Annotated in this window: 22 protein-coding genes and 1 riboswitch; of the genes, 12 read left to right on the top strand and 10 right to left on the bottom strand. The window is 71.6% G+C overall.

The features are described from left to right. Positions 1–20 precede the first annotated feature (20 nt). Complete coding sequence (locus tag ACZ63I_RS03100; RefSeq protein WP_469334770.1) at positions 21–2192, top strand: HelD family protein; 2172 nt, start codon at positions 21–23, stop codon at positions 2190–2192. On the opposite strand, the gene pdxR is transcribed toward ACZ63I_RS03100, so the two are convergent. Further along, on the bottom strand, positions 2179–3702 hold the full coding sequence (gene pdxR, locus ACZ63I_RS03095; RefSeq protein WP_469334768.1) for a MocR-like pyridoxine biosynthesis transcription factor PdxR: 1524 nt from the start codon (positions 3700–3702) through the stop codon (positions 2179–2181). The two genes, ACZ63I_RS03100 and pdxR, sit on opposite strands and share 14 nt — an antisense overlap. A 29-nt stretch (positions 3703–3731) precedes the next feature. On the opposite strand from pdxR, the gene ACZ63I_RS03090 reads away from it, so the two are divergent. Next, positions 3732–4553: a methyltransferase domain-containing protein gene (locus tag ACZ63I_RS03090; RefSeq protein WP_469334766.1), complete on the top strand. Its 822-nt coding sequence runs from the start codon at positions 3732–3734 to the stop codon at positions 4551–4553. A 69-nt stretch (positions 4554–4622) separates the two neighbouring features. Here ACZ63I_RS03090 and ACZ63I_RS03085 read toward each other — a convergent pair whose 3' ends face one another. Beyond that, positions 4623–5345 (bottom strand): copper homeostasis protein CutC, encoded by a 723-nt coding sequence (locus tag ACZ63I_RS03085; protein ID WP_469334764.1) that lies wholly within the window; start codon positions 5343–5345, stop codon positions 4623–4625. Positions 5346–5507: 162 nt separating this feature from the next. On the opposite strand from ACZ63I_RS03085, the gene ACZ63I_RS03080 reads away from it, so the two are divergent. The 3 genes from ACZ63I_RS03080 to ACZ63I_RS03070 all read left to right on the top strand — a co-directional run bounded on the left by ACZ63I_RS03080 (position 5508) and on the right by ACZ63I_RS03070 (position 9961). Continuing rightward, positions 5508–7823 (top strand): heavy metal translocating P-type ATPase, encoded by a 2316-nt coding sequence (locus tag ACZ63I_RS03080; RefSeq protein ID WP_469335533.1) that lies wholly within the window; start codon positions 5508–5510, stop codon positions 7821–7823. A gap of 95 nt (positions 7824–7918) precedes the next feature. Continuing rightward, positions 7919–8641 (top strand): HD domain-containing protein, encoded by a 723-nt coding sequence (locus ACZ63I_RS03075; protein ID WP_469334763.1) that lies wholly within the window; start codon positions 7919–7921, stop codon positions 8639–8641. A gap of 69 nt (positions 8642–8710) precedes the next feature. Beyond that, entirely contained in the window at positions 8711–9961 is a 1251-nt protein-coding gene (locus ACZ63I_RS03070; protein ID WP_469335531.1) for a Cmx/CmrA family chloramphenicol efflux MFS transporter, read from the top strand. Here the strand turns inward: ACZ63I_RS03070 and ACZ63I_RS03065 are convergent. Both ACZ63I_RS03065 and ACZ63I_RS03060 read right to left on the bottom strand, forming a co-directional pair. Continuing rightward, a complete protein-coding gene (locus ACZ63I_RS03065) occupies positions 9897–10184 on the bottom strand; it encodes a DUF4031 domain-containing protein (protein ID WP_469334762.1) in 288 nt (95 codons plus the stop codon). The genes ACZ63I_RS03070 and ACZ63I_RS03065 overlap by 65 nt on opposite strands. Then, complete coding sequence (locus ACZ63I_RS03060) at positions 10181–10546, bottom strand: hypothetical protein (RefSeq protein ID WP_469334760.1); 366 nt, start codon at positions 10544–10546, stop codon at positions 10181–10183. The genes ACZ63I_RS03065 and ACZ63I_RS03060 overlap by 4 nt, the downstream gene beginning before the upstream one ends. A 109-nt stretch (positions 10547–10655) precedes the next feature. Between ACZ63I_RS03060 and ACZ63I_RS03055 the strand changes: the two genes are divergently transcribed. The 4 genes from ACZ63I_RS03055 (at position 10656) to ACZ63I_RS03040 (ending at position 16945) form a co-directional block, all read left to right on the top strand. After that, positions 10656–11585 (top strand): MurR/RpiR family transcriptional regulator, encoded by a 930-nt coding sequence (locus ACZ63I_RS03055; protein WP_469334759.1) that lies wholly within the window; start codon positions 10656–10658, stop codon positions 11583–11585. A 97-nt stretch (positions 11586–11682) separates the two neighbouring features. Next, a complete protein-coding gene (gene murQ, locus ACZ63I_RS03050) occupies positions 11683–12645 on the top strand; it encodes an N-acetylmuramic acid 6-phosphate etherase (RefSeq protein ID WP_469334757.1) in 963 nt (320 codons plus the stop codon). A 39-nt stretch (positions 12646–12684) separates the two neighbouring features. Continuing rightward, on the top strand, positions 12685–14313 hold the full coding sequence (locus tag ACZ63I_RS03045; protein ID WP_469334755.1) for a PTS transporter subunit EIIC: 1629 nt from the start codon (positions 12685–12687) through the stop codon (positions 14311–14313). A gap of 169 nt (positions 14314–14482) precedes the next feature. After that, on the top strand, positions 14483–16945 hold the full coding sequence (locus ACZ63I_RS03040; protein WP_469334754.1) for a SpoIIE family protein phosphatase: 2463 nt from the start codon (positions 14483–14485) through the stop codon (positions 16943–16945). A gap of 14 nt (positions 16946–16959) precedes the next feature. On the opposite strand, the gene ACZ63I_RS03035 is transcribed toward ACZ63I_RS03040, so the two are convergent. After that, positions 16960–17583, bottom strand: coding sequence for a TetR/AcrR family transcriptional regulator (locus tag ACZ63I_RS03035; protein ID WP_469334752.1), 624 nt, complete (start codon positions 17581–17583; stop codon positions 16960–16962). A 127-nt stretch (positions 17584–17710) separates the two neighbouring features. On the opposite strand from ACZ63I_RS03035, the gene ACZ63I_RS03030 reads away from it, so the two are divergent. Further along, entirely contained in the window at positions 17711–18742 is a 1032-nt protein-coding gene (locus tag ACZ63I_RS03030; RefSeq protein WP_469334750.1) for a hypothetical protein, read from the top strand. Positions 18743–18758: 16 nt separating this feature from the next. On the opposite strand, the gene ACZ63I_RS03025 is transcribed toward ACZ63I_RS03030, so the two are convergent. The 5 genes from ACZ63I_RS03025 to thrC all read right to left on the bottom strand — a co-directional run bounded on the left by ACZ63I_RS03025 (position 18759) and on the right by thrC (position 24188). Next, positions 18759–19712 (bottom strand): lysylphosphatidylglycerol synthase transmembrane domain-containing protein, encoded by a 954-nt coding sequence (locus ACZ63I_RS03025; RefSeq protein WP_469334749.1) that lies wholly within the window; start codon positions 19710–19712, stop codon positions 18759–18761. Positions 19713–20050: 338 nt separating this feature from the next. After that, positions 20051–21676 (bottom strand): chaperonin GroEL, encoded by a 1626-nt coding sequence (gene groL / locus ACZ63I_RS03020; RefSeq protein WP_469334747.1) that lies wholly within the window; start codon positions 21674–21676, stop codon positions 20051–20053. A 338-nt stretch (positions 21677–22014) separates the two neighbouring features. Then, positions 22015–22218 (bottom strand): cold-shock protein, encoded by a 204-nt coding sequence (locus ACZ63I_RS03015; RefSeq protein WP_005315736.1) that lies wholly within the window; start codon positions 22216–22218, stop codon positions 22015–22017. 378 nt (positions 22219–22596) lie between these two features. Then, positions 22597–22875 (bottom strand): MoaD/ThiS family protein, encoded by a 279-nt coding sequence (locus ACZ63I_RS03010; protein ID WP_469334745.1) that lies wholly within the window; start codon positions 22873–22875, stop codon positions 22597–22599. A gap of 35 nt (positions 22876–22910) precedes the next feature. Then, positions 22911–24188, bottom strand: a complete 1278-nt coding sequence (thrC, locus tag ACZ63I_RS03005; protein WP_469334743.1) for a threonine synthase — start codon at positions 24186–24188, stop codon at positions 22911–22913. A gap of 16 nt (positions 24189–24204) precedes the next feature. Further along, positions 24205–24332, bottom strand: a riboswitch (SAM riboswitch). A 155-nt stretch (positions 24333–24487) separates the two neighbouring features. Here thrC and ACZ63I_RS03000 point away from each other — a divergent pair. Next, the gene (locus ACZ63I_RS03000; RefSeq protein WP_469334742.1) at positions 24488–25513 is read left to right on the top strand and encodes a glucosyl-3-phosphoglycerate synthase; all 1026 of its coding nucleotides are present in this window, start codon (positions 24488–24490) and stop codon (positions 25511–25513) included. 37 nt (positions 25514–25550) lie between these two features. Continuing rightward, positions 25551–25766, top strand: a complete 216-nt coding sequence (locus ACZ63I_RS02995; RefSeq protein WP_469334740.1) for a hypothetical protein — start codon at positions 25551–25553, stop codon at positions 25764–25766. Positions 25767–25794: the final 28 nt, after the last annotated feature.

Here is a 25794-nt window from a genome sequence, read left to right as displayed (position 1 = left end):
CACTCCCCGGAGGATGCACCGTGCCCGCGCACGCCCCTGAATCAACACCCGACCCCGCATCCGGATCCGGTCCGCTCGAACGGGAACGTGCCCATCTGCATGCCTCGCGCGCCGCGCTGCGGGCCATGCGCGAGGACGTGAAGTCCCTCGACATCCGCGACGTGACGGCGAACTGGGTCAACGCGGCCGTGCTGGAAGCGCAGATCGAGGAGCGCATCAAGGCCCTCGCCGATCTGTCCCACACCCCGCTCTTCTTCGGCCGGCTCGACTATCTGCACGCGGTCGGCGCCGAGCAGGCCGAAGGCGCCGAGGGCGAGCGCTTCTACATCGGCAGACGCCATGTGCACGACACGGGCGGCGATCCGATGGTCGTCGACTGGCGCGCGCCCGTCTCGCAGCCGTTCTACCGCGCGTCGAAGAAGGACCCGCTGGACGTGGGGCTGCGCCGCCGCTTCGGCTACACGTCGGGCGAACTGACCGCGTACGAGGACGAGCATCTGTCCGACCCGACCGAAGCCGCCACGTCGAGCAAGCTGCTACAGGCCGAGATCGAACGGCCGCGCGTCGGCCCCATGCGGGACATCGTGGCGACGATCCAGCCGGAGCAGGACGAGATCGTCCGCTCCGGGCTCAGCGGCAGCGTCTGCGTGCAGGGCGGGCCCGGCACGGGAAAGACCGCCGTGGGGCTGCACCGGGTGGCGTATCTGCTCTACGCGCACCGCGAACGGCTGGCCCGTACCGGCACGCTCGTCATCGGTCCCAACGCGTCCTTCCTGCACTACATCGAGCAGGTGCTGCCCGCCCTGGGCGAGCTGGAGGTGAAGCAGGCGACGGTCGACGAGCTGGTCGGTTCGGCCGTGCAGGTACGGGGTACGGACGCGGCGCCCGCCGCCGTCGTCAAGGGGGACGCGCGGCTGGCGGAGGTGCTGCGGCGCGCGGTGCGCTCGCATGTGTCGATGCCGGCCGAGCCGCTGATGGTGGTGCGCGGTTCGCGGCGCTGGCGGGTGCCTGCGTACGAGATCGAGGAGCTGGTCCGGGAGTTGCTGGACCGCGACATCCGCTACGGAGCCGCGCGCGACGCGCTGCCGCAGCGCATCGCGCATGCCGTGCTGGTCCGGATGGAGCAGTCGGGCGAGGCGCCCGACGACCGGGTGCAGGACGCCGTCGCCCGCAACCCCGCCGTGAAGGCCGTGGTGAAGGCGGTCTGGCCGCTGGTCGATCCGGCGAAGCTGGTGCTGCGGCTGCTGTCCGACGCGGAGTTCCTGGCCGAGCACGCGGAGGGGCTGCTGACGGCGGAGGAGCAGCGGACGATCCTGTGGGAGAAGCCGGCGCGCGGCCTGAAGTCGGTGAAGTGGTCGGCCGCCGACGCCGTGCTGATCGACGAGGTGACCGACCTCGTGGCCCGGACGCACTCGCTGGGGCATGTCGTCCTGGACGAGGCGCAGGACCTGTCCCCGATGCAGTACCGCGCGGTGGGCCGGCGCTGCTCGACCGGTTCGGCGACGGTGCTGGGGGATCTGGCGCAGGGCACCACGCCGTGGGCGACGGGCAGTTGGGCGGAGGCGCTGAAGCATCTGGGCAAGGCGGAGGCGGTGGTGGAGGAGCTGACGGCCGGCTTCCGTGTGCCGCGCGAGGTGATCGCGTACGCGTCGCGGCTGCTGCCGGTGATCTCACCGGGGCTCGCCGAGGTGGAGTCGGTGCGTGAGTCGCCGGGCTCGCTGTCGGTGCGTACGGCGGCCGAGGGCCGGGACGAGGCGGTGGTGGGCGCCTGCGTGGAATCGCTGGCGCACGAGGGGTCGACGGGGCTGATCGCGGCCGACGCGCGCATCCCGGCGCTGGCGAAGGCGCTGACGGCCGCCGGGATGCCGTACCTGTCGCCGGGCGAGGAGACGACGGCCGAGTCGCGGCTGACGCTCGTACCGGCCTCACTCGCCAAGGGACTTGAGTACGACTACGTCGTCCTGGACGAGCCGGCGGCCGTGGTCGCGGGCGAGCCGGACGAGCGTACGGGGCTGCGGCGGCTGTATGTGGCGCTGACCCGCGCGGTGTCGGGGCTGATCGTGCTGCACGGGGAGCCGCTGCCGGAGGCGCTGGCGACGGCCGAGGGCGGGATCGGGGCGACGGCCGGGGGCGGGGCCGGGGCGACGGCGGGGGGCGGGATCGGAGCCGGGGCCGGGGTCACAGGTCCCTGACGGCTGCCGCGAGGGTCGCCACGCCTTCCACGATGTCCGAGCGGGTGCTCGCCGCGTAGCCCAGGACCAGCCCCTTCCGGGTGGCGCGCTGCGTGTGCCAGGAGAGCGGATGGACCTTGACACCGCGCGCGAGCGCCGCTGCGGCGAGGGCGGTGTCGGTGGGTCCCTCGGCCCCGTTCGGGAACGTGATCATCAGGTGCAGACCCGCCGCAGCGCCGTGCACCGTCGCCTGCGGGAGATACGCGCCGATCGCCGCCGTCATGTCGTCACGGCGACGGCGGTGACGGCCGCGCAGCAGGCGCAGGTGGCGCTCCAGCGCGCCCGACTCCATCAGCTCGGCCAGCACGAGCTGGGGCAGGACGGCATTGCCCAGGTCGGCCAGTCGCTTGGCGGCCACGAGCGCGTCGCGGTAGCGCGGGGGCGCGATGATCCAGCCGGTGCGCAGGGCGGGGGCGAGGAGTTTGGAGACGCTGCCGACGTAGCAGACGCGCTCGGCGAGCATCGAGCGCAGCGCGGGCACCGGCGGGCGGTCGTAGCGGTGTTCGGCGTCGTAGTCGTCCTCGACGATCAGGCCGCCCTCTTCGGCCCAGCGCATCAGCTCGCGGCGGCGGCCACCGGCCAGGACGACCCCGGTGGGGAACTGGTGGGCCGGGGTGAGCATGACGGCGGGCGCTCCGGTGGCGCGCAGGTCGGCCACGCGAATGCCGTCGGCGTCGACCGGCACCGGCGGGGTGGTCAGCCGCCAGTTGTTCAGGTGCTGGCGGACGCCGAGCGAGCAGGGGTCCTCCACGGCCATCGTGCTGATGCCGTCGTCCCTGAGCACCTGGGCGAGCAGGCCGAGCGCCTGCGAGGTGCCCGACACGACGAGTATGTCGGCGGGGTCGGCCCTGATCCCCCGGTTGCGGCCCAGCCAGTTGGCGACGGCCGTACGCAGCGCCGGAGCGCCCCGGGGGTCGCCGTAGCCGAGGTCGGCGGCCGCGAGTCCGGCGAGTACGGACCGTTCGGCGCGCAGCCAGCCGGTACGGGGGAACGCGGCCAGGTCGGGCAGTCCCGGCGACAGGTCGATACGGGCGGGCGCGGCGCGCAGCGCGTCGAAGACGCCCGTGCCGGGCGCGGCTGCGAACAGGGCCTTGTCCGGCACGGGCGCGGCGGGCGCCGCCGGGGTGGGGGTGACCGGCGCCGGGGCCTGCGGGATCACGGGCGCCGCGAGCACGGTCGTACCGGCCCTGCCGCGCCCCTCCGCGTGGCCGTCCTCGATGAGCCGCTGGTACGCCTCGGTCACCACACCACGGGAGACCCGCAGGTCGGCGGCGAGCAGCCGGGTGGGCGGCAGCGTGCTGCCCGTCGGCAGCCGGCCGTCCGCTATCGCGCGGCGCAGTTGCCCGGTCAGCCAGTCGGACAGACCGCCCGGCGGCGCGTCGGCGACGTCGAGTTGGAGGAAGTCGGAGCCGGCCGCTTCGGAGCCACCTGTTGTGGACCTGTGCGACGGGCCCTCATTGGATCTGTGCACCGAACCATTGTGCCGCCAGGGTGGACGGCATGGATACCGAAGTGAACACGGCGTACGTGCACGGATATTCGCGGCGGGAGGCCAGGCGGCTGGCCGACCAGGCCGACACCCTGGCGGAGTTGCTGCATGCCGGTACGGCATACCCGGCGGGCAGCACGGTCCTGGAGGCGGGCTGCGGGACCGGGGCGCAGACGGCGCATCTGGCGGGGAGCAGTCCGGGCGCCCGGATCGTCGCCGTCGACCGGTCGGCGGCTTCGCTGGCGCGGGCGCGCGACCGGCTGGCCGACCACCCGCACGACGCCGTCGTGGAGTGGCTGCACGCCGACCTGCTGGATCTGCCCTTCGCTGACGCGGAGTTCGACCATGTCTTCGTCTGCTTCGTCCTGGAGCATCTGCCCGACCCCGGGCGGGCGCTGGCCGCGCTGCGCCGGGTGCTGCGGCCGGGCGGCACGCTGACGGTGATCGAGGGCGATCACGGGTCGGCGTTCTTCCACCCGGACAGCCCGTACGCGCGCGCGGCGGTCGGCCATCAGGTCCGGTTGCAGGCCGAGGCCGGCGGGAACGCGCTGATCGGCCGCGAGCTGGAGCCGCTGCTCACGGCGGCGGGGTACGCCGACGTCGCCGTGCGCCCCCGTACGGTCTACGCCGACCGGACCCGGCCCGCGCTGGTGGACGGGTTCACCCGCAACACGTTCGTCGCGATGGTCGAGTCCGTCAGGGGCGAGGCGGTGGGGGCGGGGCTGAGCACGGCGGCCGACTTCGACCGGGGGATCGCGGACCTGCGCCGCACGGCCGAGGAGGGCGGCACCTTCCACTACACCTTCTTCAAGGCCGTGGCGGTGAACCCGTGAGCCTGCGAACCCCTGAACCGGTGGGCCCCTGAGCCCGTGAACCCGTGAGCCCCTGAACCGGTCAAGCGGTCAACCGTCCTGGCGGCCGGGTGTGTCGAGCGCTTCGCGCCATTCGCGTACCGCCGCCGCCGACACCGGGGCGTCCCATCCGTCGGGCCTGGCCGCGCTGCCGATGTGGAAGCCGTCGATGCCGACCCCCAGGAGCTGCGGCAGATGGCCGAGGCGCAGCCCGCCGCCCACCAGGATGTGGTGGCCGTAGCCCGCTTCGGCGCGGTTCGCCGCTTCGGCCTCGGCCAGCAGGGTCGGCATGCCGTCGTCGACGCCGGCCGGGGAGCCCGCCGTGAGGTAGGTGTCGAGGCCGGGCATGTCGGCGAGTTCCTTGCGGAGGGTGTCGCGGTCCACGGCGCGGTCGATCGCCCGGTGGAACGTCCAGTGGCAGCCGTCCAACTCGGCGACCAGGCGCTCCACGGTCACCAGGTCGGGTGTGCCGTCGGGGTCGAGGAAGCCGAAGACGAACTCCTCCGCGCCCTCGGCCCGCATCGCGCGGGCGGTCCTGACCAGTTCGTCGACCTGGTGGGGGCCGCCGGCGGCGAAGCCGTCGGCCAGTCTGAGCATCACGCGCAGCGGGATGTCGACCGCGGCGCGGATCTCGGCGAAGGTCTCGCGGGTGGGGGTCAGTCCGTCGGCCGCCATGTCGGTGACGAGCTCCAGGCGGTCCGCACCCCCGTTCCGGGCGGCGGTCGCGTCGTCGGCGTCGAGCGCGATCACCTCCAGGACTGCACGCTTGCTCATGGGATCCCATTCGGCTCGTGTCCGGACAAAGCGCCGGCTATAGGTCTAGTCCAATGTCCCAGCCTAAACGGCGGTACTGCTCTCCCGCATCACGGGACCCACCCTTCCATACCCCTAGGGGGTACTATGGAGGAACTGGTCGACCACGAGGAGCGGTACACCATGAGCCTCACCCGGACCACCGGCACCGCCGACACGGCGGCCACGGCGGAGATCGAACTCGTTATCGGCGGCATGACCTGCGCCTCCTGTGCGGCCCGTGTCGAGAAGAAGCTGAACCGGATGGACGGTGTCGAGGCCACCGTCAATTACGCCACGGAGAAGGCCAAGGTCAGCTACCGGGGTGCCGATCTCTCCGTCCAGGATCTGATCGCCACCGTCGAGGCCACCGGCTACACCGCCGAGGAACCGGCGCCGGTCCGCCCCGCCGGGGACGCGCAGGCCGGCGAGGAACCGGCGAGCACCGAGGACGGCGCCCTGCGGACGCTGCGGCAGCGGCTGATCACCTCCGTCGTCCTCGCCGTGCCGGTCATCGCGATGGCGATGATCCCCGCGCTCCAGTTCGACAACTGGCAGTGGCTGTCGCTGACGCTCGCCGCCCCCGTCGTGACGTACGCCGCCTGGCCCTTCCACCGCGCCGCCTGGACCAACCTGCGGCACGGCGCGGCGACGATGGACACGCTGATCTCCGTCGGTACCTCCGCCGCCTTCCTCTGGTCGCTGTGGGCGCTGTTCTTCGGGGACGCCGGTATGCCGGGCATGCGGCACCCCTTCGAGCTGACCATCGCCCGCTCCGACGGCGCGAGCAACATCTACTTCGAGGCCGCCGCGGGCGTCACCGCCTTCATCCTGGCCGGGCGCTACTTCGAGGCCCGCTCGAAGCGGACGGCAGGCGCCGCCCTGCGTACGCTGCTGGAGCTCGGCGCCAAGGAGGTCACCCTGCTGCGCGACGGCCGGGAAGTGACCGTGCCCACGGACCGGTTGCGGGTCGGGGACCGGTTCCTGGTCCGCCCCGGCGAGAAGATCGCCACCGACGGGACCGTCGTCGAAGGCTCGTCGGCCGTGGACGCCTCCATGCTCACCGGCGAGTCCGTACCGGTCGAGGTCGCCGCCGGTGACGCGGTGACCGGCGCGACCCTCAACGTCGGCGGCCGGCTCGTCGTGGAAGCGACCCGGGTCGGCTCCGACACCCAGCTCGCCAGGATGGCGCGGGTGGTCGAGGACGCCCAGAACGGCAAGGCCGCCGTGCAGCGTCTCGCGGACCGGATCTCGGCCGTCTTCGTGCCCGTGGTCATCGTGCTCTCCCTCGCCACCCTGGCTTTCTGGCTCGCCATCGGTGAGGGCATGGCCGCCGCCTTCACCGCCGCTGTCGCCGTTCTGATCATCGCCTGCCCCTGTGCTCTCGGTCTTGCCACTCCCACCGCCCTCATGGTCGGCACCGGACGCGGTGCCCAGCTCGGCATCCTGATCAAGGGCCCCGAAGTGCTGGAGTCCACCCGCCGGGTCGACACCGTCGTCCTCGACAAGACCGGCACCGTCACCACCGGCCGGATGACCCTCCAGCGCGTCCACACCGCCGACGGGGTCGACGAGCAGGACGCCCTCCGCACGGCCGGTGCGCTGGAGCGGGCATCGGAGCACCCCGTCGCCCGCGCCGTGGCCGAGGCCGCCACCGCCCGCTTCGACGCCCTTCCCGCCCCCGAGGACTTCGCGAACGTCCCCGGCCTCGGTGTGCGCGGCGCGGTGGAGGGCCGCGCCGTGCTCGTCGGCCGTACGAGCTTCCTCGCCGGCGAGGGCATCCGGCTCCCCGAGGAGTTGGAGACGGCCAGGCTCACCGCCGAAGCGGCGGGCCGCACGGTCGTCGCCGTCGCCTGGGACGGCCGGGCGCGCGCCGTCGTCGAAGTCGCCGACGCGGTCAAGGAGTCCAGCCCCGAGGCGGTCCGCAGGCTCCGCGCCCTGGGACTGAACCCGATCCTGCTCACCGGTGACAACAAGGCCGTGGCCGAGGCCGTCGCCGCCGAGATCGGGGTGACCGAGGTCATCTCCGACGTCCTCCCCGAGGACAAGCTCGACGTCGTCAAGCGCCTCCAGGACGAGGGGCACTCCGTCGCCATGGTCGGTGACGGCGTGAACGACGCAGCCGCCCTCGCCCAGGCCGACCTCGGGCTCGCCATGGGCACCGGGACCGACGCCGCCATCGAGGCCGGCGATCTCACCCTGGTCAGTGGGGATCTGCGCACCGCAGCCGACGCCATCCGGCTCGCCCGGCGCACGCTCACCACCATCAAGGGCAATCTCGTCTGGGCCTTCGGCTACAACGTCGCCGCTATCCCCCTCGCGGCGGCCGGCATGCTCAACCCGATGATCGCCGGCGCCGCCATGGCCTTCTCCTCCGTCTTCGTCGTCGGCAACTCCCTGCGGCTGCGCCGCTTCAAGGCCCTGGAGAACGCCGCCGCGCGGGTCCCCGTCAGCTCGTAGACCGCTGTCCCGTTCCGTGTCATGTCGCCAAGTTAGCCGCGTGGCCACCTGGCACGTCGCGCGTTGTCCACAGCCCCGGCCGTATTGTCGTACCCATGTCCGCCCCCGTAGCCGCAGGTGATCTGCGGAGCCGCTTCGCCGCCGCGCTGCTCGCCCTGCGCGAGCCGCCCACCGGCCCCGACACCGCAGATCCCGGCCCCGAAGGGCCGCCGGATCCGTACGTCTACGCCGACGACCTGCTCGGCCGCTGGGCCGAGCCGCAGCGGCGCTACCACACCACCGCCCATCTGCGCGCCGTCCTGGACCACATCGACACCCTCGCCCCGTACGCCGATGACCCCGACCTGGTCCGGATCGCCGCGTGGTTCCACGACGCCGTCTACCGGCCCGACCGCTCAGAGAACGAGGAGCGCTCGGCCCGCCTCGCCGAACGCGCCCTCGCCGAGGCCGGGTTGAGTCGGCGGCAGACGGACGAGGTGGCCCGGCTCGTGCTGCTCACCACCACGCACGACGCGGCTCCCGACGACCGCGACGGCGCCGTCCTGTGCGACGCCGATCTCGCGATCCTGGCCGCGGCCCCCGACGCGTACCGCGGCTACGCGGACGCCGTGCGCGAGGAGTACGGCTTCGTCCCCGACGACGCGTTCCGCGCGGGGCGATCAGCGGTGCTGGAGCAACTGCTGGCCCTGCCGCGGCTGTTCCGCACCCCGCACGGCGAACAGCGCTGGGAGGCGGCGGCCCGCGCCAATCTCACCGCAGAACTGCGCGCCCTGAGTGCCCCGGACGACGACAAGCGCGACGACGATCACAGCCGGTGACGGGGAATGCAACGGCCGACTTCGGCGTTGGGGCCTGTCATGCCTGACTCTGCCGACCGTCGCTCCCGTATGCCGCTGGCCGTCTACATATTGGGACTCTCGGTCTTCGCCCTCGGCACGAGCGAGTTCATGCTCTCCGGCCTTCTGCCGCCGCTCGCCGACGACATGGACGTGTCCATACCCACGGCGGGGCTGCTGATCTCCGCCTTCGCCATCGGCATGGTGATCGGCGCCCCGCTGCTCGCCGTCGTCACCCTGCGGCTGCCGCGCCGCGCCACACTCATCGCCCTGATCTCGGTCTTCGGCCTCGGCCAGGTCGCGGGCGCGCTCGCCCCGACCTACGAGGTCCTCTTCGCTTCCCGTGTCGTCAGCGCCTTCGCCTGCGCGGGTTTCTGGGCCGTCGGCGCGAGCGTCGCCATCGCCATGGTCCCGTCGAACGCCCGCGCCCGCGCCATGGCCGTGATGATCGGCGGGCTCTCCATCGCCAATGTGCTCGGTGTCCCCGCAGGCGCCTTCCTCGGTGAGCACTTCGGCTGGCGCTCGGCGTTCTGGTCGGTCGGCGGCGCTTCGGCCGTCGCCCTCGTCGGGGTGGTCACACTGATCCCCCGTATCCCGCTCCCCGCCGAGAAGCCGCAGCTCAAGCGGGAGTTGACGATCTACCGCGACCGCCAGGTCTGGCTGGCGGTCGCGGTCACCGCGCTCGCGGGCGGCGCCGTGTTCTGCGCGTTCTCCTACATGGCCCCGCTGCTGACCGATGTGGCCGGCATCGGCGACGGCTGGGTGCCGTTCGTCCTCGCGCTGTTCGGACTCGGCGCGCTCATCGGCACGATGATCGGCGGCCGGTACGCGGACGCGCATCTGTTCGGCGTCATGATCAGCGGGATCACCGCGACGACGGTCCTGCTGGCCGCGCTGGCACTCACCGCCTCGCACGCCGCGATCGTCGTCCCGCTGACGTTCCTCCTCGGCCTCTCGGCCTTCTACACCGCTCCCGCGCTCAACGCCCGGATGTTCAACATCGCCGCCGCCGCTCCCACCCTGGCCGCCGCCACGGCCACCGCCGCCTTCAACGCGGGCAACACGCTGGGCCCGTGGCTCGGCGGGGTCGTGATCGACGCGGACTTCGGCTTCGCCTCGACGGCTTGGGCGGGCGCGGCGATGGCCGTCGTCGGCATCGGGCTGGTCATGCTGGCGCTGCGCTACCACCGCAGGGGCGGTGGCGGCGGCGGCCGGCTGGTGGCCAGCTCGGGCGGGATCACGCAGGCTCGGACGGCCGGGACGCCGGGCGGCCCTTCGGCCGCCGCAGTCCCGCCTCGGTGATGCGGCGGACCAGCTCCTTCGAGCCGATCCGCACGGCGCCGGCCGTCACCGCGTCCTCGTAGCGGTGCGACGGGACGTCGTAGTGGTCCCGCTCGAAAGCGCGCGGCGGACAGCCGATCGACGCGGCGAACCGATGCAGCTCGTCGAACGAGACGTCGCTCACAAGATGCGACCACATACGTCCGTGCCCCGGCCAGGTCGGCGGGTCGATGTACACCGTCACGAGGTCGTGTCCAGCGCGCCGACCGGGGCTATCACCACGCCGGCCTTCCCGCACACCCAGTGCGGATCGGGGCCCAACTCCGGCTCCACATCCAGCGCGTGCGGCTCGGCCTCGGCGCAGACCGGGCATATCGGCCAGCGGCCGTACCGCTCCAGCAGCGCGTCCTGGACGTCCTGCGCGACCAGCCCCGCCACATACTCCACGCCGTCCGGCCACTGCTCGACCCACCAGCGGCGGTGCGAGACCGACTCCTCGACGAGCGAGACGACGTCGGCCCTCGCCACATCGCGCGCGGCGAGGTCGGCCAGGACCAGCGCCCGTGCCACGTGCAGTGCTTGCTCCAAGGGATTCACGTCGTCCATCTACCCATTGTCCCTCCGCCCGCCACCGCCCTGGCGAAGAGACGCCATACGACGAATGAGGACGAAAAGGGGGTTGACTCGCACGGAAGTCTGAAAATACCTTTCAGAGGTGACCTCAGACGTGAAGGAAATTTTCAGCGGTGACGCCCCGCCCGCACCTGCGGCTCTCGCGGCCAAGGTGCGGACCCTCGCGCCGTCCATGACCCGCTCCATGCAGTTGGTCGCCGAAGCCGTGGCCGGTGACCCGGCGGGCTGCGCCGCTCTCACGGTCACCGGTCTCGCCGAGCTCACCGGCACGAGCGAAGCGACCGTGGTGCGCACCTCCCGCCTCCTCGGCTACCCCGGCTACCGCGACCTGCGCCTCGCCCTCGCCGGTCTCGCGGCCCAGCAGGAGTCCGGCCGCGCCCCCGCGGTGACGGCCGACATAGCGGTCGACGACCCCATCGCCGATGTCGTCGCCAAACTCGCCTACGACGAGCAGCAGACCCTCGCCGACACCGCCGCCTCGCTCGACACGGTGCAGCTCGGCGCCGTCGTGACGGCCGCCGCCGCGGCGCGCAGGATCGACATCTACGGTGTCGGCGCCTCCTCGCTCGTCGGCATGGACCTCGCGCAGAAGATGCTGCGCATCGGCCTGATCGCCCACGCGCACACCGACCCGCACCTCGCCGTCACCAACGCCGTGCAGTTGCGCGCGGGCGACGTCGCCATCGCGATCACCCACTCCGGCTCCACCGGCGACGTCATAGAGCCCCTCCGGGTCGCCTTCGACCGCGGCGCGACGACCGTCGCGATCACGGGCAGGCCCGACGGCCCCGTCACGCAGTACGCCGACCATGTCCTGACCACCTCCACCGCACGCGAGAGCGAGCTGCGCCCGGCCGCCATGTCCAGCCGTACGAGCCAGCTCCTCGTGGTCGACTGCCTGTTCATAGGTGTCGCGCAGCGTACGTACGAGACGGCGGCGCCCGCCCTGTCCGCCTCGTACGAGGCGCTCGCGCACCGGCACAGCCCCCGCCACTCCCGCAGCCCGCGCTGAGCCGCAGGATCCGGCCGGGCGCGCCAGGCCCCGGCCGGACCTCCCGCCGCCGCGCCAGGAAAACGAACACCTCACCAGAAGAAAGAGCCGCTTCTTCATGACCTCCACGCCCGCCGACGCCTCGACGTCCCCGTACGGCGACCTCCGCGCGCAGCTCGACACCCTCACGACCGAGGCGTTCCGCCCCGAACTGGCCGAGATCGACCAGCTCTCCACCCTGGAGATCAGCCGGATCATGAACGGCGAGGACGGCACAGTGCCCGCGGCCGTCGCCGCGCAACTGCCCTCGATCGCCGCCGCGATCGACGCGACCGCCGAGCGCGCGGCGCGCGGCGGCCGGCTGATCTACGCGGGCGCCGGGACGGCCGGCCGGCTCGGTGTGCTGGACGCGAGCGAATGCCCGCCCACCTTCAACACCGACCCGGGCGAGGTCGTGGGGCTGATCGCGGGCGGCCCCGGCGCCATGGTCACCTCGGTCGAGGGCGCCGAGGACTCGAAGGAGCTGGCAGCGGCCGACCTGGACGCCCTGGGGCTGACGCCGGACGACACCGTCGTCGGCATCTCGGCCTCCGGCCGCACCCCGTACGCCGTCGGAGCCGTCGAACACGCCCGCAGGCTGGGCGCGCTGACCGTCGGTCTGTCCTGCAACGCGGACAGCGCCCTGGCAGCCGCCGCCGACCACGGCATCGAGGTGGTCGTGGGGCCCGAGCTGCTCACCGGCTCGACCCGCCTCAAGGCCGGTACGGCACAGAAGCTCGTCCTCAACATGATCTCGACGATCACCATGATCCGGCTCGGCAAGACCTACGGAAACCTGATGGTCGACGTCCGGGCCTCGAACGAGAAGCTGCGCGCCCGCTCACGGCGCATCGTCTCGCTCGCCACCGGCGCGTCCGACGCCGAGATCGAGGCCGCTCTCGCGGCCACCGACGGCGAGGTGAAGAACGCGATCCTCGTGATCCTCGGCGGGGTCGAAGGTTCCACCGCCGCCGCACTGCTCTCCGATTCCCATGGCCATCTGCGCGTCGCGCTGCGGGCCGCCAGCACCACCTCCGGTTGACCCACGTCCCACTCCTCGCACAGCAAGGCACCACGCACCATGGCAACAGACAAGAACCGCGCGACAGCCGCCGCGATCCTGCCGCTCGTCGGCGGCGCGGGAAACATCACATCGGTGGCCCACTGCATGACCCGGCTCCGGCTGGGTCTGCGTGACAGGTCCCTCGTCCAGCACGAGGCGCTGAAAGCCCTCCCGGCCGTCCTGGGGGTGGTCGAGGACGAGACGTACCAGATCGTCCTCGGCCCCGGGACCGTCGCCCGGGTCACCCCCGAGTTCGAGGCCCTGGTCGAGGAGGAGCGCCGGACGGCCCCCGCCGCCGGATCCGCCCCCGCGACCGGCGCGGCTCCCACGGCCGGCGCAGCTTCGACCCCCGGTACTCCGGCCTCCGACACCTCGGCGGCGACCGCCGACGAGCTGGCGGCGCAGGGCGCGGCGATGCGCGCGGAGCGCAAGGCCAAGAACGCCACCCCGTTCAAGCTCTTCCTGCGCCGGATCGCCAACATCTTCGTGCCGCTGATCCCCGCGCTCATCGGCTGCGGCATCATCGCCGGGCTCAACGGCCTGCTGACCAACCTGCACTGGCTGCCCGCCATCGTCCCGGCGCTCGCCGCCGTCACGTCAGGATTCATGTCGCTGATCGCCGTCTTCGTCGGCTACAACACGGCGAAGGAGTTCGGCGGCACCCCGATCCTCGGCGGCGCGGTGGCCGCGATCATCGTCTTCCCCGGTGTCGCCAACATCGACGCGTTCGGCCAGAAGCTGGCCCCGGGCCAGGGCGGTGTACTGGGCGCGCTCGGCGCGGCCGTCCTCGCCGTGTACGTGGAGAAGTGGTGCCGCAAGTGGGTGCCGGAGGCGCTGGACGTCCTGGTGACGCCCACCCTCACCGTGCTGGTCTCCGGGCTCGTCACCATCTTCGGTCTGATGTATCTGGCCGGTGAGGTCTCGACAGCGATCGGCGACTTCGCGAACTGGCTGCTGTCCAACGGCGGCGCCGGCGCCGGGTTCGTCCTCGGCGGGCTGTTCCTGCCGCTGGTGATGCTGGGGCTGCACCAGGCGCTGATCCCCATCCACACCACCCTGATCGAGCAGCAGGGCTACACCGTGCTGCTGCCGATCCTCGCGATGGCCGGTGCGGGCCAGGTCGGCGCCGCGGCTGCGGTCTACTTCCGGCTCCCCCGCAACGGCTCGATCCGCCGGACCATCAAGTCGGCCCTCCCCGCCGGTTTCCTGGGCGTCGGCGAGCCGCTGATCTACGGTGTCTCGCTCCCGCTGGGCCGGCCGTTCATCACGGCCTGCGTCGGCGGCGCGTTCGGCGGCGGTTTCGTCGGGCTCTTCAACCAGCTCGGTGACGCGGTGGGCTCCACCGCGATCGGCCCGTCCGGCTGGGCGCTGTTCCCGCTGCTCGACGGCAACCAGGGCATGGGCCAGATGATCGTGGTGTACGCGGGCGGGCTGCTCGTCGGCTATCTCGTGGGCTTCGTCGCCACGTACTACTTCGGCTTCACGAGGACGATGCTGACGGAGCTGAACGTCGAGACGGAGACCGATTCCGTCGCCGACGGCCTCACCCCGGCCGCCGCCCCGGACGCCCCGGACGCTCCGGCCACCCCCGGCACCCCGGCGGCACCCGCGTCACCGGGCGGCGACGCGGAACCGGCCCGCGTCTGACGGCGGGCTTCACCCGCGTCCCCACCCGCATCACCCGCACCACCCGCACCACCCGCACCACCGAAGTCACCCGCATCACCCGCTGAGGGCAGCGCCGGAGTCCGCTCGTTCACCGAGTGTGAAACCATCATATGTATCGGCATTCCGCAATAGATGGGACATGTGGACCATGGCCGGTTCTGATGGGGCGGTCTCCGGTGCGGCCCAGGCCGCCGTCGCCGTGATCAGCGGGGACGGAGTCGTGATCGGCTGGACGGAGGCGGCGGAGGCGCTGCTCGGTCATCAGGCCCATGCTGTGGTGTCCCGACCGGCTGCGCTGCTGCTGCCGACCGCCCCGCCGGACGCGCTCCTCCCGCCCGCCGTCACCGCCCGCGAGCCCTGGTCCGGGGTCGTGGAGCTGCGGCACAGCGACGGGCATCCGCTCCCGGTGAGCCTGCGGGCGCTGCCGCTGGCGGGTCCCGGCGGCCGTACGGACTGGTTCGTGTCGGCGGCGCCCCTGCCGCAGGCGCGGACCGTCCCCGCGCTGGACGAGTCCGTACTGACGACGCTGCTCAACCACGCGCCCGTCCAGCTCGCCATCTGGGACCGTGACCTGCGCTGCATGTGGCTGAACGACACGGCGGAGCGCGACAGCGGCGCGCTCGCCCACCAGGCGCTGGGGCGCAGGCTCACCGAATCGCTGCCCGGTTTCGACACGGCGTCCGTCGAGGCGGCGATGCGCCAGGTCCTCGACGACGGCGTCCCGGTGATCGACCACGAGTTCCGCTGGATCGGCACGGACGAGGACCGCCGCCGTACGGCTGCTTCCGGACCCGAGGAGCGGGTCTTCTCCTCCTCGTACTTCCGGCTCGACGGCGTCGACGGACGGCCGCTCGGCGTGTGCTCGCTGGCCATGGACATCAGCCATAGCTGGGCGCGCCGGCGGCTGGCGATCCTCAGCGAGGCCGGTACCCGGATCGGCACGACGCTGGACGTCATGAACACCGCGCAGGAGCTGGCCGACGTGGCCGTGCCGCTCCTCGCCGACTTCGCCACCGTCGATCTCGCCGAATCCGTCCAGCTCGGCGAGGAGCCGCAGGGCAGGCCGGGTACCCCGGACGGCGGTACGGTCTTCCGCCGCGCGGGACTGGCCTCCATCCACGAGGGCGCGCCCGAGTCCGTATGGGCGCGCGGTGAGCCCATCTACGTCCCGCCGTCGTCGCCCTTCACCCAGGTCCTGTCCAGCGGGGAGTCGCACTTCGAGCCGGTGCTGGACACGTCGGGGACGTGGTTCGAGGCCGATCCGGCGCGGGCCAGGGCCACCGCCAGGGCGGGCATCCACTCCCTGATGCTCATCGGGCTCAAGGCACGCGGCACGGTGCTGGGCGTCGCCGTCTTCCTCCGTACGGACACCCTGGCGCCGTTCACCCGGGACGATCTGCTGCTCGCCGAGGAACTGGTCGTACGCGCCTCGCTCAGCCTGGACAACGCCCGCCGCTACACACGCGAGCGCACGGCCGCGCTCACCCTCCAGCGCCATCTGCTGCCCCGCAACCTGTCGGGCGGCAGGGCGGTCGAGGTGGCGACCCGCTATCTGCCGGCCGATCTGCACGACGGCGTCGGCGGCGACTGGTTCGACGTGATCCCGCTCTCCGGCGCGCGGATCGCGCTGGTCATCGGGGACGTCGTCGGGCACGGCATCAACGCGGCGGCGATGATGGGCCAGCTCCGTACGGCCGTGCACACCCTCGCCGACATGGACCTGCCGCCCGCCGAACTGCTGGCCCGGCTGGACGAACTCGTCGTGCACCTGTCCGACGGCGACGGCGACCCCGACACCACGGCGGCGCCCGGCATCAGCGCCACCTGCGTGTACGTCGTCTACGACCCGATCAGCCGGCAGTGCGTCATGGCGCGCGCCGGGCACCCGCCGCCCGCGATCGTCACCCCGGACGGCGGTGTCTCCTTCCCCGAGATCCCGGCCGGCGCGCCGATCGGTCTGGGGCTGCTGGAATTCGAGTCCGCCGAGATGGTGCTGCCGGAGGGCAGCGTGATCGCCCTGTACACGGACGGCCTCATCGAGACCCGCACCTCCGACATCGACTCGGGGATGGCCCAGCTCGGCCGCGCGGTCGGCGACGGCGCGCTCCCGCTGGACGAGCTGTGCTCGCAGGTCATAGGCACCTTGGCGGCCAAAGCCCCGTGCCAGGACGATGTCGCGCTGCTGCTGGCCCGTACCCGCTCGCTCGGCCCCGAGCATGTCGTCTCCTGGGAGCTGGCCAACGATCCCGCCGTAGTCACCGAGGCCCGCGCGCTGGCCGTCGGGCAGTTGAAGCGGTGGGGCCTTGAGGCGCTGAGTACGACGATGGAGCTGATCGTCAGCGAGCTGGTCACCAACGCCATCCGCTACGGCGGCCCCGGCCCTGTGCAGCTCAGGCTCATCCGGCACACGGCGCTGGAATGCCAGATCTCCGACTCCGAGACCAGCTCCCCCCGGATGCGGCACGCGCGGCTGACCGACGAGCACGGCCGTGGTCTGCATCTGGTCTCCGAGCTGTCCCGGCGCTGGGGCACCCGGTTCGCCCCGGGCGGCAAGATCGCCTGGGCGGAGCTGGACATCCCCCCGGGCGCGGACGACCCGCCGGCCGAGTAGCCGGTCCTGCGGCGTCAGCGCCTGTCCGGCCCGCGCCGCCGCACCAGCGGCAGATACACCTCGTCGACGATCTCCACGAGCACGTCGTCGGGCGCGGCAGGCACCCCCCGTACAACGAACTCGTTGCGCAGCAGGACGACGGCCACGGTCGCGACCCGCGGGTGCAGCGCCTCCGGGGACGCCTCCCCGCGGGCGACCGCGCGCCCGAGGATCGTCAGCCAGGGCGCGGCAGCCGCTTCGCCCGACTGGTCCTGCAACTGCCCGAGGAGTTCCGAAGCGCCACCGGCGGCGGCGAGCAGCTCGCGCAGGATCGCGCCGAGCGGGGAGCTCCAGTGCCGGTTCGCCCGGCGCAGCCATTCGAGGACGTCGGCCCGCAACTCGCCCGTGTCGGGCGGCTGGACGGTGGTGACCAGTTGCCGGTACGCGGCGATGCCGAGCGCGAGGCGGTTCGGCCAACGGCGGTACAGGGCGTTCTTGTTGGTGCCCGCGCGTGCGGCGACCTTGTCCATGGTCAGCCCGGCGTAGCCGGCCTCGGTCAGCTCGTCCACGGCAGCGCGCAGGATCGCCTCCTCCAGCACAGCACCGCGCCGCCGCGTCCCGCCCGCGGCGGCCTGCTGCCGCTCCGGGTGCTCCGTCATACGCCCCTGCCCTTCTCCACGGCGGTACCGCTCGTACCTTCCCATTCTGATTGCCACCTGTACCCGCAGCCAATTAAGGTACGAGCAGTACCCTAAAATCGTCGACATGGAGAAGAGGGGCCGACGCATGCGCGCCCGAGGAATCAGCTACGACACCGGCTTCGTCCACAACGGATCAATCGGCCGTAAGAACTTCACCCCCGAGCTGGTCGAGCGGGAGCTGCGCGTCATCCGCGACGAGCTGCACTGCGACGCGGTACGCGTCATGGGCGGCGACCCCGACCGGCTGGAGCTGGCCGCCGGATACGCGGCCGACCTCGGCCTTGAGGTCTGGTTCTCGCCGTACCCGCTCGAACTCACCGCCGCCGAGATGCTGTCGCTGTTCGCCGACTGCGCCGAGCGCGCCGAGCGGCTCCGACAGCGCGGCGCCGAGGTCGTGTTCGTCACCGGCGCCGAACTGTCCCTGATGAACAAGGGTTTCCTGCCCGGCGACAGCACGGAGGACCGGGTGGCGCTGCTGGGTCAGCCGGATCTGCTGCGCCGGCACATCGGTGAAGTCGGCGCGCGCGTCAACGAGTTCCTCGGCGAGGCGGTGCGAATCGTACGGGAGCGGTTCGGCGGCAGGGTCACCTACGCCTCCGTACCGCTGGAGCGCGTCGACTGGACGCCTTTCGACATCGCGTCCATGGACATCTACCGGTCGGCCGGGACCGCGGACAGCTTCGCCGAAAGCGTCCCCGCTCTCGTCGCGTCACTCCAACTCCCCTTGGCCATCACCGAATTCGGCTCGGCGAGCTACCGGGGCGCCGGTGACGCGGGCGCCCGCGGGCTGGAGATCGTCGAGGAGGACGAGACGACCCGCGCCCCCGTCCGGCTGAACGGGACGTACGCCCGCGACGAAGCCGGCCAGGCCCGGTATCTGCGCGAACTGCTGACGGCGTTCGACGCCGGCGGCGTCGACAGCGCGTTCGTCTTCACCTTCGCGCTGTACGACTACCCGCACCGCCCCGACGGCGATCCGCGCGACGATCTGGACCTCGCCAGCTACGGCATCGTCCGGGTCCTGGAGGACCGCCTCGGCACGGCGTACCCCGGGGTGCCGTGGGAGCCCAAGGCCGCGTTCGGCGCGCTGGCCGACTTCTACGCGACGCAGGCCTAGTTGGGGCCCGGCGCGCTCAGACCACCTTCCACCGCACCAGCGCGCCCAGCACCAACGCCCCCGGCACCAGCGGCAGCCACACCGTGATGATCCGGAAGCCCAGTACGGCGGAGGTGGCCAGGGTGACCGAGGCGCCTGTCGTGACGAGGGTGACCACCAGGGCGGCGTCCACCGAACCGAGCCCGCCCGGCGTCGGGATGACGGCGGCGGCGACGCTGGCGGCGAGGTACGCGATGGCCACATGCACCACGGGCACCGGCATCTCCAGCGCCAGCGCGACCGTCACCAGCGCCGCCGCCTGGAGCGCGGGGAACGCCAGCGAGCCGCCCCACAGCGCGAACGCGCGGGCCGGCCTGGTGTGCAGGGAGCGGACGTCGGTCAGCGCCGTCGCCAGGAACGTACGGATGATCCGGCGCAGCGGCCGTACGGCGGCCACGACGAGCACGGCGGCGCACGCCACGCCCCCAGCGGTGGCCAGCAGGGGCAGGACCGCCCCTGCGGGTATCAGGCCGTCCAGCCGCAGCGCGCCGGGGAACGCCAGCAGCAGGACGGCCAGCAGGAAGATCCGGCCGACGGACTCGGCGAGCAGATACAGCGCGAGCGCGGCGGACGAGCGGCCCAGCGGCACCCCGCACCGTTTGAGGAAGCGCAGATTGACCGCGCCCGCGCCGAGCCCGGAGGGCAGCAGATGGTTGGCGGCGCCCGCGGCGAACTGGGTGGCGAGCAGCCGCCCGGCTGGCAGTGACTCCAGGACCGTGCCCTGCCGGGTGAACGACACCGCGACCCAGCCGAGACCGGTGACCGTGACGGCCACCAGCAGCCAGTACGGGTTCGCCCCCAGGAGCTGATGTCCGCCGTCGGCGATGACCGGCCAGTGCTGGAAGACGAAGAAGCCGATCACGAGGATCGGGATGACGCAGGCGATCTGCCGGATCTGACGCAGCGGCACCCGCCGCAGGACTGTGTCCATCGTTCTCGGTCGTCCCTGCTCGTCGTGCGCGTACACACGTCGTGCGCGTACACACGTTCCGGGGGGAGGGGGAGCTCTCGCCGTCAGTGTGCCCCGGCGTACGCCTCCTGCCACCCTCCTGCGGCCGACAGTTGGGGAACGGTTGGGCGAACGGCACAGGACGCCGGGACCTACCGGACGCCGGAACCCACAGGACGCGGGACCCCTCCGGACGCGGAACCCCACAGGACGGTGGAACCCACCGGAAGCGGGAACGCCCGAGGGCGGCACCCCCTGGGAGAAGGGGTGCCGCCCTCGGTAAGAACAGCCGATCGACCGGCGGCCGGAGCCGCGGAGGATCAGAAGTCCATGTCACCGCCCGGCATACCGCCGCCGGCCGGGGCCGCGCCGGCCTTCTCCGGCTTGTCGGCGATAACAGCCTCGGTGGTGAGGAACAGCGCCGCGATGGAGGCGGCGTTCTGCAGCGCGGAGCGCGTGACCTTCGCGGGGTCGATGATGCCCTCGGCGATCATGTCCACGTACTCGCCGGTCGCGGCGTTGAGGCCGTGACCGATCGGCAGGTTGCGGACCTTCTCGACGATGACGCCGCCCTCAAGACCACCGTTGACGGCGATCTGCTTGAGCGGGGCCTCCAGCGCGAGCTTCACGATGTTCGCGCCCGTGGCCTCGTCGCCGTCCAGCTCCAGCTTCTCGAAGACCGAGGAAGCCTGGAGCAGAGCCACGCCACCACCGGCGACGATGCCCTCCTCGACGGCGGCCTTGGCGTTGCGCACCGCGTCCTCGATGCGGTGCTTGCGCTCCTTGAGCTCGACCTCGGTCGCGGCGCCGGCCTTGATGACGGCCACGCCGCCAGCCAGCTTCGCGAGGCGCTCCTGGAGCTTCTCGCGGTCGTAGTCCGAGTCGCTGTTCTCGATCTCGGCACGGATCTGGTTGACGCGCCCGGCGACCTGGTCGCTCTCGCCCGCACCGTCGACGATCGTGGTCTCGTCCTTGGTGATGACGACCTTGCGGGCACGGCCCAGCAGGTCCAGGCCGGCGTTCTCGAGCTTGAGACCGACCTCCTCGGAGATGACCGTGCCGCCGGTGAGGATGGCGATGTCGTTGAGCATGGCCTTGCGGCGGTCACCGAAGCCCGGGGCCTTGACGGCGACGGACTTGAAGGTGCCACGGATCTTGTTGACGACCAGGGTCGACAGCGCCTCGCCCTCGACGTCCTCCGCGATGATCAGCAGGGGCTTGCCCGACTGCATGACCTTCTCCAGCAGCGGAAGGAGGTCCTTCACGTTGCCGATCTTGGAGTTGACGATCAGGAGGTACGGGTCGTCGAGCGACGACTCCATGCGCTCCATGTCCGTGGCGAAGTACGCCGAGATGTAGCCCTTGTCGAAGCGCATGCCCTCGGTGAGCTCAAGCTCGAGACCGAAGGTCTGCGACTCCTCGACGGTGATGACGCCTTCCTTGCCGACCTTGTCCATCGCCTCGGCGATGAGCGCGCCGATCTGGGTGTCGGCGGCGGAGATGGAGGCGGTCGAAGCGATCTGCTCCTTGGTCTCCACGTCCTTGGCCTGCTCCAGCAGGGCGCCCGAGACGGCCTCGACGGCCTTCTCGATGCCGCGCTTGAGGGCCATCGGGTTGGCGCCGGCCGCCACGTTGCGCAGGCCCTCGCGGACGAGCGCCTGGGCGAGCACGGTCGCGGTGGTCGTACCGTCACCGGCGACGTCGTCCGTCTTCTTGGCGACTTCCTTGACCAGCTCGGCGCCGATCTTCTCGTACGGGTCTTCGAGCTCGATCTCCTTGGCGATGGAAACACCATCGTTGGTGATCGTGGGGGCGCCCCACTTCTTCTCTAGGACGACGTTCCGGCCCTTGGGGCCAAGGGTGACCTTGACGGCGTCGGCGAGCTGGTTCATCCCGCGCTCGAGACCGCGCCGTGCCTCCTCGTCGAACGCGATGATCTTGGCCATGTGAAGTGGTCCTCCCGGACTGGGGTGGATTCTCCGGACCGCGTCCGCGCCCGCGACGGACGGCCTGAGAGCCCTGCGGTTCCTTGCCCCACCGGCTCTCGGGCCTCGCTGACGAGGTCCATAAGTTGTCACTCTCACGTGCAGAGTGCTAACGCCAATGATTAGCACTCGACCCCCGAGAGTGCAAGCTCCGCCCCCCTGGTCCACACGCACGAGAGGGGACACCAGGACGCACGAGAGGGGACGCCCGGACGCACGAGAGGCCCGGACCCCGGTGTCAGGGTGCGGGCCTCTCGGCGTGAGTGCCGGTGATGCGTCGGTGGCCGATCGCGCCGGGATCAGACGGCGAGCTTGACCATGTCCGCCTGCGGACCCTTCTGGCCCTGCGAGATCTCGAACTCCACTCGCTGACCTTCTTCAAGGGTGCGGTAACCGTCCATCTGGATCGCGCTGTAGTGGACGAATACATCCGCACCACCGTCGACCGCGATGAAGCCGTACCCCTTCTCCGCGTTGAACCACTTGACGGTGCCCTGAGCCATGCCTAACTCCCCTATTACTGGCCCCTGCGCGGGACCGCACTTCGCGCCGGAACGCGTCGACCGCGGCTGAATGTATCTGCCCAACTGCCCTCTGCAACAGGTCAATTAGACGAGAATTCTGGGCATGGCCGATCACGCGAAGCGGTGAATTCACAGCGTTCCGGGGCAAGTCGGGCCAGGCAAAGCGCACGTAACAGTGGCAAAGGGCATCCGGACTTTGGCGCCATGTTGTCGCGTTCTCATATGCGCCCGGCACGCGCGGAGGCGGGGCGGGGGCGGCGCTTCCCGAATAGTAGCGCGCTCAACCACATGGAAGTGCCCCCTCCGCTTCTCTCGCGGAGGGGGCACCGGGCGTCACTCAGCGCAGCCGACAAATGGTCAGCAACCGCCCGCGACCGCCGGGATGATGGAGATTCCGGCGCCCTCGGGGGTGACCGTCTCCAGGCCGCCCTCGAAGCGCACGTCGTCGTCGTTCACGTACACGTTGACGAACCGGCGCAGCTTGCCCTCGTCGTCCAGGACGCGGGCCGCGATGCCCGGGTGGTTCGCCTCCAGCGACTGGATGACCTCGGAGAGGGTGGCGCCCTCCGCCGGGACCTCGGCCTGGCCGCCGGTGTACGTGCGGAGGATGGTGGGGATACGGACCTTGACGCTCATGGTGGCGTGCCTTCCTGAGGTAGTGGGCGGCGGGTTCAGCCGGCCAGGCCGGCGCTGCGGAACGCGTCGAGGCTGGGCTTGATGGTCGCGGTCGGCCCGGTCGTGGGAGCCACCGCGTCGAGGGTCTTCAGTCCGTCGCCCGTGTTCAGGACGACGGTGGTGAGCGTCGGGTCCAGCAGACCCGCGTCGATGAGCTTCTTCGTCACGCCCACGGTCACCCCGCCCGCGGTCTCGGCGAAGATCCCCTCGGTGCGCGCCAGCAGCTTGATCGCGTCGACGATCTGCTCGTCGTTGACGTCCTCGACGGCGCCGCCGGTGCGCCGGGCGATGTCCAGCACGTACGGGCCGTCGGCGGGGTTGCCGATCGCCAGCGACTTGGCGATGGTGTTCGGCTTCTGCGGCCGTACGACGTCGTGGCCGGCCTTGAAGGCGGCGGAGACCGGCGAGCAGCCCTCGGCCTGGGCGCCGAAGATCTTGTACGGCTTGTCCGCGACGAGACCGAGCTTGATCAGCTCCTTGAGCCCCTTGTCGATCTTCGTGAGCTGCGAGCCGGAGGCGATCGGGATGACGAGCTGGTCGGGCAGCTCCCAGCCGAGCTGCTCGCAGATCTCGTAGGCGAGCGTCTTGGAGCCTTCGCCGTAGTAAGGACGGAGGTTGACGTTGACGAAGCCCCAGCCCTCGCCCAGCGGGTCGCCGATCAGCTCGGAGCAGAAGCGGTTCACGTCGTCGTAGTTGCCCTCGATGCCGACGAGTTCACCGCCGTACACGGCGGCCATGACGACCTTGCCCTGCTCCAGGTCGTGCGGGATGAAGACGCAGGAGCGGAAACCGGCCCGCGCCGCCGCCGCGCCGACGGCGCCCGCGAGGTTGCCGGTGGAGGAGCAGGAGAGGGTGGTGAAGCCGAAGGCGCGGGCGGCCTCGACGGCGATGGCGACGACCCGGTCCTTGAAGGAGTGCGTCGGGTTGCCGGAGTCGTCCTTCACGTGCAGGGCGCCGATGATGCCCAGCTCACGCGCGAGGTTGTCGGCCTTGACGAGCTTCGTGAAGCCGGGGTTGATGTTCGGGTGGTCGGCCACATCGGCCGGAACCGGCAGCAGCGGGGCGTAGCGCCAGATGTTGTTGGGGCCTGCCGCGATGCGCTTCTTCAGCTCTTCGGGGGTGCCGCTCGGCAGGTCGTACGCCACTTCGAGCGGCCCGAAACAGCTCTGGCAGGCGAAGATGGGGCCGAGGTCGAAACGCTCTCCGCATTCGCGGCACGAGAGTGCGACGGCGGGTCCGAGGTCGACAGTGTTCTGGACGGTCTGCACAGCCATGAGGCGAGGCCCTTTCTCCTCATCTTCCTCGCGGCGCGTTTCGCCGCAAGACGGAATTGGCACCTTCCCCACCGTGACCTCGCGGTCGGCGGGAGGGTTGCCGGGGCTTCAACGGGCCGTTCCCTCTGCCCCTCTGGATGAGCGGTATGGCGCCGGACCCGGGGTCCGGTGCGTTTGTCACGCGTGATGACCCCGGCATGCGAAGGACATCTGCGTTGTTCAAGACTGTAACCGAAGGAACGGACAGTTGAGAGAGCCGTCCGCGACGCGAGATGGATCACGCGCAGGGAGAGCCGATCGTGCTGGAAGAGGTGGAACGCTGGCTGACCAGCCGTTCCTGGTCCGCCTCGGACCGCAGCCCCGACCGGCTGCTGGTGGCCAAGGCCACACGTGGCACCACCGTGAGCGTCGTGCTCCCGGCACTCGACGAGGAGGAGACGGTCGGCGAGATCGTGTCCGTGATCCGGCGCGAGCTGATGGAAAAGGTGCCTCTCGTCGACGAGCTGGTGGTGATCGACTCCGGTTCGGCGGACCGTACGGGCGAGGTGGCGGCGAAGGCGGGCGCGCGGGTGGTGCACCGCGACGAGATCCTGCCCCGGCTGCCCGCGCTGCCCGGCAAGGGCGAGGTGCTGTGGCGCTCGCTGCTGGTGACGAGCGGCGACATCGTGTGCTTCGTGGACGCCGATCTGAAGCGGTTCTCCGCCGACTTCGTCTCGGGCATCGTGGGCCCGCTGCTGACCGACCAGGACATGCAGTTCGTGAAGGCCATGTACGACCGGCCGCTGGACGACGCGGCGGCGCGGCTGCGGGGCGGCGGCCAGGGCGGCAGGGTCGGCCAGGTCGGCCAGGGCGGCGGGGTCGGCCAAGGCGGCGGGGTCGGCCAGGGCGGCAGGGTCACGGAGCTGGTGGCGCGCCCGCTGCTGAATCTGCACTGGCCGCTGCTGGCGGGCTTCGTCCAGCCGCTGGGCGGCGAGTACGCGGTACGCCGCTCGCTGCTCGAACAGCTCGCGTTCCCCGTCGGGTACGGCGTGGAGCTGGGGCTGCTGGTGGACGCGCTGCACACGGTGGGGCTCGACGCGCTGGGCCAGGTCGACGTGGGGGTGCGCGTCCACCGCCACCAGGACGACCGGGCGCTCGGTCGGATGGCGGCGGCGATCTACCGGACGGCGCAGCTCCGGCTGTCCCGGGCGCATCTGGTGCGCCCGGAGCTGACGCAGTTCGAGCGGGGCGCTGACGGGTTCGTACCGCGCACGTACGCGGTGGACACGGAGGAGCGGCCGCCGATGCGGGAGATCGCCGAGTACGCGTCTCGTCGCGCGGCGTAACCATCCATAATCATTCTTTTTACCTAGATTGACCGGCATGGGTCTGAGTGACGTTCTGGGTCTGAGTGACGTTCTTGACGCCCGGCACGCCGCCGCCGTGTCGAGCGGCCGCATGGCCGAGGCGGGCGGCGCCGCCGAACAGCTCTGGCTGCTGGGCGGGGTGGCGCTCGCGCTGCTCGCGGCAGGGGTGGTCGCGCTGGCCGCCGCGCGCGGCGTGGGCCGCGGGTTCGGTCGGGGCAGGCGCGACGAGTGACCCGCCCGTACGTTTGAGCGTTTCCTGG

Source organism: Streptomyces sp. NPDC087906 (genome assembly GCF_055584925.1).
Note: the sequence above shows the minus strand (reverse complement) of the source record. Positions and strands in the feature narration are given on the sequence as shown.

Coding starts and splice junctions, on each gene's coding strand:
- ACZ63I_RS03090 (WP_469334766.1), top strand. CDS start 3,732: ATGGATACCGAAGTGAACACGGCGTACGTGCACGGATATTCGCGGCGG.
- ACZ63I_RS03085 (WP_469334764.1), bottom strand. CDS start 5,345: ATGAGCAAGCGTGCAGTCCTGGAGGTGATCGCGCTCGACGCCGACGAC.
- ACZ63I_RS03080 (WP_469335533.1), top strand. CDS start 5,508: ATGAGCCTCACCCGGACCACCGGCACCGCCGACACGGCGGCCACGGCG.
- ACZ63I_RS03075 (WP_469334763.1), top strand. CDS start 7,919: ATGTCCGCCCCCGTAGCCGCAGGTGATCTGCGGAGCCGCTTCGCCGCC.
- ACZ63I_RS03070 (WP_469335531.1), top strand. CDS start 8,711: ATGCCGCTGGCCGTCTACATATTGGGACTCTCGGTCTTCGCCCTCGGC.
- ACZ63I_RS03060 (WP_469334760.1), bottom strand. CDS start 10,546: ATGGACGACGTGAATCCCTTGGAGCAAGCACTGCACGTGGCACGGGCG.
- murQ (WP_469334757.1), top strand. CDS start 11,683: ATGACCTCCACGCCCGCCGACGCCTCGACGTCCCCGTACGGCGACCTC.
- ACZ63I_RS03045 (WP_469334755.1), top strand. CDS start 12,685: ATGGCAACAGACAAGAACCGCGCGACAGCCGCCGCGATCCTGCCGCTC.
- ACZ63I_RS03040 (WP_469334754.1), top strand. CDS start 14,483: ATGGCCGGTTCTGATGGGGCGGTCTCCGGTGCGGCCCAGGCCGCCGTC.
- ACZ63I_RS03035 (WP_469334752.1), bottom strand. CDS start 17,583: ATGACGGAGCACCCGGAGCGGCAGCAGGCCGCCGCGGGCGGGACGCGG.
- ACZ63I_RS03030 (WP_469334750.1), top strand. CDS start 17,711: ATGCGCGCCCGAGGAATCAGCTACGACACCGGCTTCGTCCACAACGGA.
- ACZ63I_RS03025 (WP_469334749.1), bottom strand. CDS start 19,712: ATGGACACAGTCCTGCGGCGGGTGCCGCTGCGTCAGATCCGGCAGATC.
- groL (WP_469334747.1), bottom strand. CDS start 21,676: ATGGCCAAGATCATCGCGTTCGACGAGGAGGCACGGCGCGGTCTCGAG.
- ACZ63I_RS03015 (WP_005315736.1), bottom strand. CDS start 22,218: ATGGCTCAGGGCACCGTCAAGTGGTTCAACGCGGAGAAGGGGTACGGC.
- ACZ63I_RS03010 (WP_469334745.1), bottom strand. CDS start 22,875: ATGAGCGTCAAGGTCCGTATCCCCACCATCCTCCGCACGTACACCGGC.
- thrC (WP_469334743.1), bottom strand. CDS start 24,188: ATGGCTGTGCAGACCGTCCAGAACACTGTCGACCTCGGACCCGCCGTC.
- ACZ63I_RS02995 (WP_469334740.1), top strand. CDS start 25,551: ATGGGTCTGAGTGACGTTCTGGGTCTGAGTGACGTTCTTGACGCCCGG.